The organism is Pseudomonas sp. SBB6, from assembly GCF_024213215.1.
Lineage (GTDB): Bacteria > Pseudomonadota > Gammaproteobacteria > Pseudomonadales > Pseudomonadaceae > Aquipseudomonas > Aquipseudomonas donghuensis.
Genome location: NZ_JANAVH010000005.1, coordinates 33,903 through 46,617, shown reverse-complemented (window position 1 = coordinate 46,617; position 12,715 = coordinate 33,903). Strand labels below are relative to the sequence as shown.

The 12,715-nt window shown below is 64.2% G+C and carries 12 protein-coding genes; 6 read left to right on the top strand and 6 right to left on the bottom strand.

The window, feature by feature from the left end:
- Window positions 1–114 precede the first annotated feature (114 nt).
- Window positions 115–1,269, top strand: a complete 1,155-nt coding sequence (gene ampC, locus NLX68_RS11695; protein WP_254284112.1) for a class C beta-lactamase — start codon at window positions 115–117, stop codon at window positions 1,267–1,269.
- An 87-nt stretch (window positions 1,270–1,356) separates the two neighbouring features.
- Here the strand turns inward: ampC and NLX68_RS11690 are convergent, their stop codons facing one another.
- Together NLX68_RS11690 and NLX68_RS11685 are read right to left on the bottom strand one after the other, a co-directional pair.
- On the bottom strand, window positions 1,357–1,980 hold the full coding sequence (locus tag NLX68_RS11690) for a glutathione S-transferase family protein (protein ID WP_254284111.1): 624 nt from the start codon (window positions 1,978–1,980) through the stop codon (window positions 1,357–1,359).
- 3 nt (window positions 1,981–1,983) lie between these two features.
- A complete protein-coding gene (locus tag NLX68_RS11685) occupies window positions 1,984–2,775 on the bottom strand; it encodes a helix-turn-helix transcriptional regulator (protein ID WP_010221771.1) in 792 nt (263 codons plus the stop codon).
- Window positions 2,776–2,941: 166 nt separating this feature from the next.
- Between NLX68_RS11685 and NLX68_RS11680 the strand changes: the two genes are divergently transcribed.
- The 3 genes from NLX68_RS11680 (at window position 2,942) to NLX68_RS11670 (ending at window position 6,389) form a co-directional block, all read left to right on the top strand.
- Window positions 2,942–4,060 (top strand): P1 family peptidase, encoded by a 1,119-nt coding sequence (locus tag NLX68_RS11680; protein WP_254284110.1) that lies wholly within the window; start codon window positions 2,942–2,944, stop codon window positions 4,058–4,060.
- 86 nt (window positions 4,061–4,146) lie between these two features.
- Window positions 4,147–5,520 carry a nucleotide 5'-monophosphate nucleosidase PpnN gene (gene ppnN, locus NLX68_RS11675; RefSeq protein ID WP_254284109.1) on the top strand — a complete coding sequence of 458 codons (1,374 nt, stop codon included), beginning with the start codon at window positions 4,147–4,149 and terminating at the stop codon, window positions 5,518–5,520.
- A 182-nt stretch (window positions 5,521–5,702) separates the two neighbouring features.
- Window positions 5,703–6,389 (top strand): TIGR04211 family SH3 domain-containing protein, encoded by a 687-nt coding sequence (locus tag NLX68_RS11670; RefSeq protein ID WP_254284108.1) that lies wholly within the window; start codon window positions 5,703–5,705, stop codon window positions 6,387–6,389.
- Between the two features lie 18 nt (window positions 6,390–6,407).
- Here the strand turns inward: NLX68_RS11670 and NLX68_RS11665 are convergent, their stop codons facing one another.
- A complete protein-coding gene (locus NLX68_RS11665; protein WP_254284107.1) occupies window positions 6,408–7,331 on the bottom strand; it encodes a DMT family transporter in 924 nt (307 codons plus the stop codon).
- A gap of 96 nt (window positions 7,332–7,427) precedes the next feature.
- Here NLX68_RS11665 and NLX68_RS11660 point away from each other — a divergent pair, with 96 nt between their 5' ends.
- Entirely contained in the window at window positions 7,428–7,985 is a 558-nt protein-coding gene (locus NLX68_RS11660; RefSeq protein ID WP_254284106.1) for a helix-turn-helix domain-containing protein, read from the top strand.
- A 13-nt stretch (window positions 7,986–7,998) separates the two neighbouring features.
- Window positions 7,999–8,520 (top strand): methylated-DNA--[protein]-cysteine S-methyltransferase, encoded by a 522-nt coding sequence (locus tag NLX68_RS26455; RefSeq protein ID WP_302056175.1) that lies wholly within the window; start codon window positions 7,999–8,001, stop codon window positions 8,518–8,520.
- A 135-nt stretch (window positions 8,521–8,655) separates the two neighbouring features.
- Here NLX68_RS26455 and NLX68_RS11650 read toward each other — a convergent pair whose 3' ends face one another.
- The 3 genes from NLX68_RS11650 to NLX68_RS11640 all read right to left on the bottom strand — a co-directional run bounded on the left by NLX68_RS11650 (window position 8,656) and on the right by NLX68_RS11640 (window position 12,651).
- Complete coding sequence (locus NLX68_RS11650; protein ID WP_302056185.1) at window positions 8,656–10,995, bottom strand: TonB-dependent siderophore receptor; 2,340 nt, start codon at window positions 10,993–10,995, stop codon at window positions 8,656–8,658.
- 160 nt (window positions 10,996–11,155) lie between these two features.
- Window positions 11,156–12,118 (bottom strand): FecR domain-containing protein, encoded by a 963-nt coding sequence (locus NLX68_RS11645; protein ID WP_254284104.1) that lies wholly within the window; start codon window positions 12,116–12,118, stop codon window positions 11,156–11,158.
- The gene (locus NLX68_RS11640; protein ID WP_254284103.1) at window positions 12,118–12,651 is read right to left on the bottom strand and encodes a sigma-70 family RNA polymerase sigma factor; all 534 of its coding nucleotides are present in this window, start codon (window positions 12,649–12,651) and stop codon (window positions 12,118–12,120) included. Before NLX68_RS11640 ends, NLX68_RS11645 begins: the two co-directional genes overlap by 1 nt.
- Window positions 12,652–12,715 lie beyond the last annotated feature (64 nt).

Here is a 12,715-nt window from a genome sequence, read left to right as displayed (position 1 = left end):
TCTAATGGCTGCTGCGAAATATCATCGTTTGTGGAGCCTGCGCAGAACGCCTAGATTGGCGCTCCCTGCTGCAGCCAGGCTCACAACAGTCCACTTATGGAAAGGTTGCCGATCATGCACCAAAAAACCAACCTCAAGCCAGGGATTCTGGCCGCCCTGGCCCTTAGCCTGGTCACCGGGCAAAGCCTTGCCGACACGTCGCTGGCATCCACGGTGAACGCCGTCGTGCGCCCGCTGATGCAGCAACAGGCAATCCCCGGCATGGCCGTGGCCATCAGCGTCGATGGCCAGCAGCACTACTTTAACTACGGAGTAGCGTCGAAGCAGAGCGGCCAGGCGGTGAACGCCGACACCCTGTTCGAGATCGGTTCGGTGAGCAAGACCTTCACCGCCACCCTCGCAGGCTTTGCCGAGGCCCGCGCCAAGCTGAGCCTGGGTGACCCGGCCAGCAAGCACTGGCCCGCGCTCAAAGGCACGGCGTTCGATGGCATCACCCTGCTCAACCTCGGCACCTACAGTGCTGGCGGCCTGCCCTTGCAGTTCCCTGATGAGGTCAAGGGCGAGGCCGACCTGCTCGGCTACTATGGCCACTGGAAGGCCGACTACGCGCCTGGCACCCACCGGCTGTACTCCAACCCCAGCCTTGGCCTGTTTGGCTACCTGACGGCAAAAAGCCTGGGTACGCCGTTTGCCGAGCTGATGGAGAAACAGCTGCTGCCGCAACTGGGCCTGCAGCACAGCTACCTGCAGGTGCCTGCTGCACAGATGGGCAACTACGCCCAGGGCTACAACAAGCAGGACCAGCCGGTGCGCGTCGGCCCCGGGCCACTGGATGGCGAAGCCTACGGTTTGAAAGTGACGGCGGTGGACCTCTTGCACTACCTGGACCTGAACATGCAGCCGCACAGCCTGAGCAAGCCGTTGCAACGGGCCATCGCCACGACGCAGACCGGCTACTACCAGGTCGGTGAAATGACCCAGGGCCTGGGTTGGGAGCAGTATGCCTACCCGGTAAGCCTGGAACAGCTGCAAGCCGGCAATGCGCCGTCCATGGTGCTGCAAGCGCAGCCGGTGACCTGGCTTAAACCGGCGCGGCCACTGCCGGCCAACACCTTGTTGAACAAGACCGGTTCGACCGATGGTTTTGGTGCCTACGTGGCGTTCGTGCCGTCAAAACGCATCGCCATTGTGCTGCTGGCGAACAAGAACTACCCGATTGCCGAGCGGGTGAAGGTGGCGCATCGGATCCTCACGGCTTTGGATCAGTAAGATCGCGGGTCAAGCCCGCTCCCACAGGTTTTATGTGGGAGCGGCGGTGCGACGACTCGACTTGACCCGCGATGAGGCCAGTTGACCTCACGGCAACCCGTTGCGCCCATGCAAGCGATAGCCTTCACGTTCGCTCAGGCGATCGTAGTAAGCCTCGACGGCCGGCAACGCCGGGCGCTCCAGCGGCGTCTGCAGCCAGCGGTTGACCGACAGGCCGATGGGAATGTCAGCCAGGGAGAAATCCGCGCCACTGACATAGGCTCCAGTACGCTCCAGCTGACGCTCAAGGAGGGTCATGTTGCGCGCCCAGTTGCGGCACCCCGCCGCCAGCGCTTGCGGGTCCTGGTGGGTCGCGGCCTTGCGCACCAGCGAGACAAAGGCATAGCTCCATGAACCGTTGAGGTCGGTGGCCTGCCAGTCCATCCATTGATCGACCCGCGCCCGCGCCCTGGGCTCGGTCGGGTACAGCTGCTGACCGCCATACTGGCCGGCCAGGTAGCGGATGATGGTGTTGGACTCCCACAAGACGAAATCACCGTCGACGATCACCGGCACCATGGCGTTGGGGTTCAGCGCCAGGAACGCTTCATCCTCGGTCGAGCGAAAGCCCGAGCCCCAGTCTTCGCGCTCGAACGGCAGCTGCAATTCGGCGCAGGTCCACAGCACCTTGCGCACGTTGATCGATGAAGCCTTGCCGAGTATCCGTAGCATCACTCACTCCTGATGGTCGTGTTGTCCCAGGTGTTGCAAAAACAGGCTGAACAGCTCCGATTGGGACGAGACCCCAAGCTTGCTGTACAGGTTGCGGCGGTGCACCTTGACCGTCTCCTGGGAGATGTCCAGGCGCTTGGCGATGGCCTTGCTGGAGTTGCCGCGCAGCACCAGGCGGGCCGTTTCCAGTTCGCGGGCCGACAGGGTGTCGCTGCCAAAATGCTCCAGGGCACGCTCCACCGGCGTCGAATGCTCTGTGACCTGCTGAGGATGCTGCTGGTGCCAGTGCTGACGCATCAGCGCCAGCAGCCACGGCGCCAGCAGGGTCAACTGGCCGATGGCGGCAGTGTCGTAGCGCTGATTGGCGCCCAACGAAATGGCCAGGACCTTGCCCGCGTCGAGGTTGAGGATCAGCTGCAGCTCGTCCTCGCCGACCAGGGCGCGAAAGTAGTTGTTGAAGTAGTCGCTCTTGCGAAACTCGTCCGGCGCCACCTCTTCCATGCGGTACACGCCATCGGCCAGGCCGTCGCGCATGGCCTGGATGAACGGATCGAGCAGGTACAGGCCGCCCAGGTACAGCGGTGCCGCCGCAGGCGCATTGCGAAAACCACGGTCGAACTCCTCCAGCACCACAGGCGCACCCTCACGCTCCACCAGCAAGGCCAGCGCTGTGTCGCAAGGCAGCAGTTGATCGAGCAGCACGATCAACTGGTGCCAGAACCCCGGCCTGCCCAGCTGGTCAATGACCCGGGCCAGGCCATGGTGATGGGCGGCGGCTTCGAATAGCAGGTTCACCGGTAACTCCTTGGGGGTAACGATTGGGGGGAATCGCCAGCGGCAGGTCGAGTTCCTAGACTCTGCACACCGGCACGCAGTATTGCCGTTGCTCGAGCACTTGTCATGCTGTGCGAGCAATGGCCATTGCGGGCCCTTCGAACCTTTCAACAGGAGCTGTGAATCAATGCGTGTACGTGATCTGGGCATTCGAATCGGCGTGGGCAACCCTGGCGCATTCAACGCCATCACCGATGTACCGGGCGTGCGTGTCGGCCATCACACCGTGCAGCGCGGCAGCGGCGACAACGCGGTCAACACCGGGGTCACGGTGATCGAGCCACGGGCCCGGGCCGCCAGCCTGCAGCCGTGCTTTGCCGGCGTGCACGTGCTCAATGGCAATGGTGATGCCAGCGGCCTTGAGTGGATTCGCGAGGCTGGCCTGCTGACCACCCCGATTGCCTACACCAACACCCACAGCGTCGGCGTGGTCCGCGATGCGCTGGTGGCGGCCGAGCGCGAGATGGGCAAGGCCCGCACCTACTGGTGCATGCCCACGGTGCTGGAAACCTACGACGGCGTGCTCAACGACATCTGGGGTCAGCATGTGACTGCCGAGCATGTCCACGCAGCGCTTGGCGCGGCGCAGTCGGGGCCGGTGGCCGAAGGTTGCGTCGGTGGCGGCACCGGGATGATCTGTCACGAATTCAAAGGCGGTATCGGTACCTCTTCGCGGGTACTGGACAGCGCGGCCGGCGGCTGGACCGTCGGCGTGCTGGTGCAGGCCAACTACGGTGTGCGCGGCGCCTTGCGGGTAGCCGGCTACCCGGTCGGTCAGGTGCTGGGGGAGGTACATTCACCCTTTAGCGCACCGCGCACTGTCGGTGAGCCGGGCATGGGCTCTATCGTCATCACCCTGGCCACCGACGCGCCGCTGCTGCCGCACCAGTGCACGCGCCTGGCGCAACGGGCCAGTGTCGGCCTGGCGCGGGTCGGCGGCGGCACCGAAGACTCCAGCGGCGACATCTTCATCGCCTTCTCCACCGGCAACAGCCTGCCAGCGGCCAACTTCGGCCACCCAGGGGCGCCGACCAGCACGGTGCAGATGGTCAACAACGACCATATCTCGGCGTTGTTCAGCGCGGCGGCCGATGCAGTGGAGGAAGCCATCGTCAATGCCCTGCTGGCGGCCACCGACCTTGAGGCCCATGGCAGCAAGGTGCTGGCCCTCAAACCCGAGCAATTGCTCAAGGCCCTGCACGCCGTGGGTTGGCGGGCCGCGCCAGATACTGCTGACAAGGCCTGACAGCGAAAGGCACTCGTTGCTGCGACAATTTGTCGGTATGGTGGTGTTCTGAAGATGGACGTTTACCCGCTCACAGGAAACCCAGAATGCCCCAACGCGAAGTCATCAATGCATCTGTCAGCCCAAAAGGCAGCCTGGAAACACTGTCTCAACGAGAAGTACAGCAACTGAGTGAAGCCGGTTCCGGCAGCCTGTACACCCTGTTCCGCCAGTGCGCGCTGGCAATCCTCAACACCGGCGCGCACGTCGACAACGCCAAGACCATCCTCGAGGCCTACAAGGACTTCGAGGTGCGCATTCACCAGCAGGACCGCGGCGTGCGCCTGGAGCTGCTGAACGCGCCGGCTGATGCCTTCGTCGATGGCGAGATGCTCGCCAGCACCCGCGAAATGCTCTTCAGCGCCCTGCGCGATATCGTCTACACCGAAAGCGAACTGGCCAGCCAGCGCATCGACCTGGAAAGCTCCCAGGGCATCACCGACTACGTTTTCCACCTGTTGCGCAACGCCCGTACCCTGCGCCCGGGCGTGGAGCCGAAAATGGTCGTGTGCTGGGGCGGTCACTCGATCAGCACCGAGGAATACCAGTACACCAAGAAGGTCGGCCACGAGCTGGGCCTGCGCAAGCTGGACGTCTGCACCGGCTGCGGCCCGGGCGTGATGAAAGGCCCGATGAAGGGCGCGACCATCGCCCACGCCAAGCAGCGCATGAGCGGCAGCCGCTACCTGGGCCTGACCGAGCCGGGCATCATCGCCGCCGAAGCGCCCAACCCGATCGTCAACGAGCTGGTGATCCTGCCGGATATCGAAAAACGCCTGGAAGCCTTCGTGCGTGTCGGCCACGGCATCATCATCTTCCCCGGTGGCGCCGGTACTGCCGAAGAGTTCCTCTATCTGCTCGGCATCCTCATGCACCCGGACAACCGTGGCCTGCCGTTCCCGGTGATCCTCACCGGGCCGAAAAGCGCGGCGCCGTACCTGCAGCAGCTGCATGCCTTCGTACGTGCCACCCTCGGCGAAGCGGCGCAGGCGCATTACCAGATCATCATCGACGACCCGGCCGAAGTGGCCCGGCAGATGGTCGACGGGCTCAAGGAGGTCAAGCAGTTCCGCCGCGAGCGCAATGACGCCTTCCACTTCAACTGGCTGCTGAAGATCGAAGAGGGCTTCCAGCGTCCCTTCGACCCGACCCACGAAAACATGACCGGGCTCGCGCTCAGCCGCGAACTGCCGCCGCACGAACTGGCCGCCAACCTGCGCCGGGCGTTTTCCGGGATTGTCGCCGGCAACGTCAAGGACAAGGGCATCCGCCTCATCGAAGAAAAAGGCCCGTACGAAATCAAGGGTGACAGCGCTGTGCTCGAGCCCCTTGGCCACCTGCTGCAAGCGTTCGTCGACCAGCACCGGATGAAGCTGCCGGGTGGTGCCGAATACGTGCCCTGCTACCGCGTCGTGAGCTGATTCAAGCCCCTCCCCCGTTTGCGGGCACAGCCTGTGCCCGCAACATTTGCTGCTATTTTCCTACCCCGCTCAGTGAACCTGCCTGCAGAAATATGGTCTTTCAGCTGGCGGCCTGCGCGCACGCCGCCTCTTCACCGGCCCAGCCATCGGGCTTTTATTGTTTATTTCACGCGAAGACCATCATGCCTATCTCTCGTCCTGTTGCTGCGGCGCCCACGCTGTTTTCCTCCTCCAACCCGGGCGCGCGCCGCCTGCTGACGGCCAGCCTGATAGGCGCCCTATTGGTCCTCGCCACCCCGCTACAGGCCGAGGAAGCCACCAGCAGCAACGAGCGCTGGGTCAGCGACAGCCTGGCCACCTACGTGCGCAGCGGCCCCACCGATGGCCACCGTATCGTCGGCAACCTCAAGTCCGGGCAGAAGGTCACCCTGCTGGCCACCCAGGGCAACTACAGCCAGGTGCGCGGCGAGTCCGGCGACACCGTGTGGATCACCAGCAGCGACCTGCAGGCCGTGCCCGGCCAGGCCGAGCGCCTGCCGCAACTGACCGGGCAGGTGACCCAGCTCAGCGAGCAGTTGAAAACCATCGACGACAGTTGGAAGACCCGGGTGCAAGGCATGCAGGAGACGCTTGATTCGCGCAAGGCGCTGATCGACGAACTGGAAGCGCGCAACAAGGCGCTGAATGCCGAGCTTGGCGATACCCAGTCGGAACTGCGCAGCACCCAGGCGCGTCTGGGTGACGAGAACAAGCAGGTGCTGATGCGCTATATGGTCTACGGCGGCGCCATCGCCGGTGCCGGCCTGCTCGCCGGCTTGATCCTGCCGGCCTTGAGCCGTGGGCGCAAACGTAATGATCGGTGGTTCTGAGGGATAGTCCTGGGACGCTCAGCGCCCCCTGTGGGAGCTGGCCTTGCCAGCGATCGGCCGCGCAGCGGTCGTGATCCGCAGCGTCCAGCCAAAGGTCATACCCGCCGCTGCCAGCAGAATCAACCCTGAACCCGCCAGTTGCCGCGCGCCTAACGGGTGCCCCAGGGCCAGCCAGTCGACCAGGATCGCCACCACCGGGTAGATGAACGACAAGGCGCCGACCAGGCTGGTGGGGATCTTCTGGATAGCGCTGTACAGCAGGGTCGACATCAGCCCGGTGTGGACGATGCCGATGGTGGCCAGCCAGGCCCAGGTAGCGGGCGCACGCGTCAACCCCGGCACGTGCGCAAAGGGCGCCAGCAGCCCTACACCGACCAGCATCTGGATCAGCACGATCAATTGCGGCGCCACACCGTGTAATCGCTTGGTGATAACGGCGGCAACCGCATAGAAAAACGCCGCGCCCAGCGCCATTAACACGCCCAGACGGTAGTCACCGGCGACAGCATCCGCGCTCGATCCGGCCATGACGATCAGCAGCATCCCCGCGAACGCCGCCAGCAACCAGCCGGCTTTGTTAGCGGTCATCTTCTCGGCGAACAACAGCATCCCCAAGCCCACCAGCATAAACGGCTGGGTGTGATAGACCACGGTGCTCACAGCGATCGAGGCATGCCCATAGGCACTGAACAGCAACACCCAGTTCAGCACCAGCGCCACCCCACCGACTGCCGCCGCCAATGCCTGGCGCCGGCTAATCCTCCCTCGCCGCAGCAAACCCAGCCCGGCACAGGCCAGCAGTAATGCCAACGCACCGAACAGGCAGCGCCAGAACACCACGGCGGCCGCAGGCTGGTCTGCGGCCAGGACGAACCAGCCAACCGTACCGGAGATCAGCATGGCGGCGGTCATCTCCAGGGTGCCGCGTGTTTTCAGGTGCATGGCGAGCTGAATCCTGTCATATCGAACAAAGGTCCGTTATGCTGAACAGATGAAAACCGTTCGTCAAGACGAACAATTGACCGGTATAGCGAACAAATGATCGAAGCACACTCCCCCATCCTCCTGCTGGCCAGCGCCATCCGCCGCGAGCGTGAGCGCCTGGGCCTGTCAGTGACCGAACTGGGCAAGCGCGCAGGCCTGGCCAAGTCCACCCTGTCGCAGCTGGAGTCCGGGGTCGGCAACCCCAGCCTGGAAACCCTCTGGGCCCTGGCCAGTGCGCTGCAGGTGCCGGTCAGCCGGCTGATGGGCCAGCCGCGCCAGCATGTGCAGGTGATTCGCGCCAATGAAGGCGCCGCCAGCCACGCCGAGCAGGCCAATTACGCCGCCACCTTGCTCGCCGCCTGCCCGGCGGGGGCTCAGCGCGATATTTACCGGGTGCGGGTGCAGCCAGGTGAGCCACGGCTGTCAAAACCGCATCCACCGGGTACCCTTGAGCATGTGATCCTGTGCCACGGCCGCGCCCGAGTGGGCCCGGTCGAGCAGGCGGTGACGCTGGCGGCCGGCGACTACATGAGCTATTCGGCCGATACCCCGCATCTGTTCGACGCGCTGGACGCCGACACCCTGGCCGTGATGCTGATCGAACACGCCTGAACGAGGACTGCCCATGAGCGAATTGCTGTTGCGCCGCCTGTACTTGCCGGCGCCGATGGGCCAGGTGCTGATCGTCAGTGACGGCCAGCAACTGTTGGCACTGGAATTCGATGCGCCCGAAAAACGCCTGCTGCGGCTGCTGCGTACCCGCTTCGGCACAGGCGTACAGTTGCGTGAAACCGCGGGGCTGGCGGCGCTCGCCGATGCCGTGCAGGCCTACTGCACGGGCCAATTGCAGGCGTTTGATGCAGTGCCCATGGACGCTGGCGGCACCCTGTTCCAGCAGCGCGTCTGGGCGGCGTTACGAGCCATCCCGGTGGGCAGCACCCGCACCTACGGGCAGATCGCCGCACAGCTCGGCAACCCCGCAGCCGCGCGGGCGGTGGGCCTGGCCAATGCGCTGAATCCGGTGAGCCTGGCCATCCCCTGCCATCGGCTGGTCGGCAGCAACGGCGCGCTGACCGGCTATGGTGGCGGTATTGAACGCAAGCGCTGGTTGCTGGAGCACGAACGTCGCAATTCAGACGACGGCTGATGTTGGCTGTACCGGCCTCATCGCGGGTCAAGCCCACTCCCACAGGTTCGGCGTACACAGATTTACTGTGGGAGCTGCAGGCGCCCTACTAACAGTATTTACATAGGGTTCAGAGGGCGCTTTTTATTTATCCAGTCAAAAATCCCAGCGCGTGGTCAGCATCAAGTTGCGCGGGTCACCATAAGACATCGAATTATAGAAACCGATGTTGGTGTAATAACGTTTATCGAACAGGTTATTGGCATTGACTGTTGCCGACAGGCTGTCGGTGATCTGGTAGCGGGCCATCAGGTCCACCAGCCAGAACGGATCCTGGGCGAACTCCTGGTCGATGTCCTTGGGCTGATTGTGCAGCACCTGCCAGCCCTTGCCCTGCCAACGCGCACCACCGCCGACGGTCAGCCGCTCCAGTGCGCCCTTGAGCTTGTAGCTGGTGTAGAAGCTGACCTGGTCTTGCGGCTCCCAGGTCGAAACCTTCTGGCCATCGTCATCGCGAATCACTTTATGGGTGTAACCCGCCTGCAATTGCCAGCCCGGCGCCAGCTCACCCGAGACTTCGGCCTCGAAGCCCTTGGTCTTGGCTTTCACGCCCATCCAGGCGAAGGCCACGTCGGGGTTGGTCGGGTTGCCGTTGTACTGGTTGTCCTCGACCGTACGATTGCTCTCATGGATCTCGAAATAGGCAAGGCTGGCGTTGACCCGGCCGTCAAGGAATTCACCCTTCAGACCCAGTTCGTAGTTCTGCCCTTCGTCCGGGTCCAGCAGGCGGTTGGTACGGTCACGGAACCAGGCGTCCTGGGGCATGAAGATATCGGTATAGCTGGCGTACAGCGAGTAGGTGTCGTTGAGGTCATAGACCGCGCCAAGGTACGGCACCAGGCGGTCGTTTTCCTTGTTGTTGTCCTCGATCCCGTCGTAGCTGTAGTTGACCAGGCGCCCGCCGAGCAGCAGGGTCAGGTCGTCGGTCGGGTGCAGGCGTGCTGTGAGGTAGGTGCCGTTCTGGCGCACCTTGTCGTCGGTGCGCGCCGCCACCGGGCCCCAGTCGGGTTCGGCAATGTCGCCGTCCCAGTTGGGGAAGTCCTCGATGTTGTTGTTGCCATGGGTGACATTGCGGTAGTCGTTGCCCTTCCAGCGCGAAGCGGTGAAGGAGTTGCCGATCACCAGTTCATGCTCGCGGCCGAACAACTGGAACGGCCCGCTCAGGTACAGGTCGAGGGAGTTGCTGACGGTTTCGCCGGTGTACTTCTGTGCATAGATACCGGCGGTGCCGTCCTTGCGCGGCTGGTAGCCCTGGATCGAGCCAAGCGGCGCGTGGTAGCCGTTGATCTTGTGATCGAGCTGGGCCTTGGCCACCCAACCGCTGTCCAGATGATGTTCGAGGCTGGCGAACACCGTGCGGGTGTACTGCTCCCAACTGCTCCATTTCGCCGCGTTGTTGAAATGGTGCGAGACATTGTTGGTGTCACCCTTGCCATCGAACAGCGGCACGGTGCCCGACCAGCTGGAGCCTTTGGGGTTGTTGTCCTGGTAGTCGGCGCCGACGGTCAGCAAGGTGTCGGGGTCGAGGTCGAATTCGAGAATGCCGTAGTAGACACTGGTCTTACGCTGGTAGTGATCAAGGAACGAGTGCTTGTCCTGATAGGCCGCCACCGCCCGGCCACGCACATTGGCGCTGTCGGTCAACGGGCCGCTGACGTCCAGCTCGCTGCGGTAGTTGTCCCAACTGCCGGCACCGAGGGTGAAGTGGCCCTTGAACTCGGCGGTGGGCTTTTTGCGCACCAGGTTGATGGTCGCGCCGAGCGAGCCTGCACCGGTCAGCAATCCGGTTGCGCCCTTGAGCACTTCGACGCGGTCGTAGATGGCCATGTCGCTGAGGCTGTTGCCGGCCGAATATCCAACGTTGCGCGAAGTCGAGGGAATGCCGTCGTACTGGAAGTTGTTGATGGCAAAACCGCGTGCGTAGTAGCTGTTGCGCTCGGTGTCATAGGCCGAGACGGTGATGCCCGGCGTGTGGCGCATCACGTCGTCGATGTTGTTCAGGCCAAAATCATCCATGTGCTGGCGAGTCACCACGGTGATCGATTGCGGCGTTTCACGGGGCGTCAGTACCAAACGCGTGGCCGTGGCGATGGTGCCGGGGGTGTAGGAATGGCTCTCCTCGGTAATGGTACCCAACTGGTTGCTGGTAACCTCGGTGGCGCTGAGGTTGATCGCGCCCGCCTCGCTCACTTCCCGTACCAGGCTGTAGCGCCCGTCCGCTTCCTTGATCACCGCCAGGCCCTTGCTGGCGAGCAAGGCGCGCAGGCCCTCCTCGACCCCGTACTGGCCATGCAGGCCTTCGCTGCGCTGGCCCTGGGTCAGCGCCGGGTCAAACGACAGCACCACTCCAGCCTCGGCGGCAAAGCGGGTCAGCACCTGACCCAGATCATCCTGCGCCAGGTCGTAGGTACGCGTGGCCGCTTCGGCCTGGGCCATGCTCAAAGGCAACAACAGCGCGCAACAGCGCAGGGCGTGGTGAATCCGGCGGGTTCTCATTCGATGCGTTCTCTTCTGGTTGGCATTCAGGCAGTGGGCCTGCCTCCCATAAGTCGAACGACAAGACGAATTAATATCATTTGCATGAAAAATACTTTAGCTAACGGGCCTGCACCGTCACCCAGTACGGCGTGCGCAGGCTGACCCGCACCGGCAGCGTGCTTTCCAGGGCGCGGAAAATCTGCGCCTGGTCGTCGAGCCTGAAGGTGCCGCTGATGCGCAGCCCTACCACCTCCGGCGCACAGCGCAACCAACCGCGGCGGTAGCGCGCCAGCTCGGCGACAAACGCCCCAAGGTACTGCTCGTTGGCGATCAGCAGGCCTTTGCTCCAGGCGTCCAGGTTGGTTTCCAGTGGCGAACTGAGCACCAGCGCCGGGTTGGCAAAACGGCATTGCTCACCGGCCTCAAGCAGCGCACCGCCACCCTGCTCGCCCGGCAGCACCCGCACGCGGCTTTCGAACACGGCCAGGCGCGTGGTGGTTTCGCCGGCCAGCACCGAGAAGCGCGTGCCCAGTGCCTGCAGCGTGCCGTGGCGGGTTCGTACCAGGAAGGGTCGATTGGCCGGGTCCTTGGCGGTAGTGACCAGCACCTCGCCGTCGCGCAGCACCAGCAAACGCTGCTGGCTGTCGAAGCGCACATCCACGGCGCTGGCGGTGTTTAGCTGGATCTGGCTGCCATCGTCCAGGGTCAGGCTCAGGCGTTCGCCGGTGCGGGTGTGGTAGTCGGCGAACCAGGGGCCTTGGCGCCCCTGCTGGTAACCGGCCCAGCCCAGCCCGCCGGCACCGGCGACCAGGACCAGCCCCTTGAGTACCCCGCGACGGCCCATCGCCGGCTGCTGGCCGGCCAGCTCCAGCATGCGCCCGGCCAGGCGCGTGGGCATTTGCTGCAGGCGTTGCTGCACCCGCTCGACCTGCTGCCAGGCCCAGCGGTGCTGCTCGTCGGCCTGCATCCAGGCGTGCCAGGCGGCTTGCTCGGCGTTGCCGGCGCTTTCGTCACCGAGGCGCGCACGCCAGGCGGCGGCCTGCTCGAGGGCGGCGAGTTGGCGCGAGTCCAGGGCGGCCATCAGTCGGCCTCGTGCTGCAGGCTGTACAGCGTGCAATGGTGCAGGGCCTTGGCGATGTCGCGGTTGACCGTGACCACCGAGATGCCGAGGGTTTGGGCGATGGCCTTGTAGGTCATGCCATCGAGTTGCGACAGCAGAAAGGCCTTGCGCACCCGGGCGCCGAGGCCGGCGAGCATGGCGTCCAGCTCGCAGAGGGTTTCCAGCAAGATGGCCCGGCCTTCGGCAGAGATATCCAGGGCTTCGGGTTGCTCGGCCAGCGCTTGCAGCCAGGCGCGCTCCAGCCGCGCGCGGCGAAAGTGGTCGATCATCAGCCGCCGGGCGATGGTCGCCAGGTAGCCACGAGGTTCACGCACGGCGTGCAGGCGGTCACTGGCATCGTCGGCGCTGAGCACGCGGACGAACACGTCCTGCATCAGGTCGGCGGCCAGGTCCTGGCATTCCACCCGCGGGCGCAGCCAGCCGGTCAGCCAGCGGTGATGAGCCTGGTAGAGGTGGCTGACCTGCTGGCGCAGGGCGGGGTTGGAATCGGTCATGGCGACTCGACGAGCAAATGAGAATTTCTATCATTCTATGCGAATGATAGAAGGCGTTGGAAGA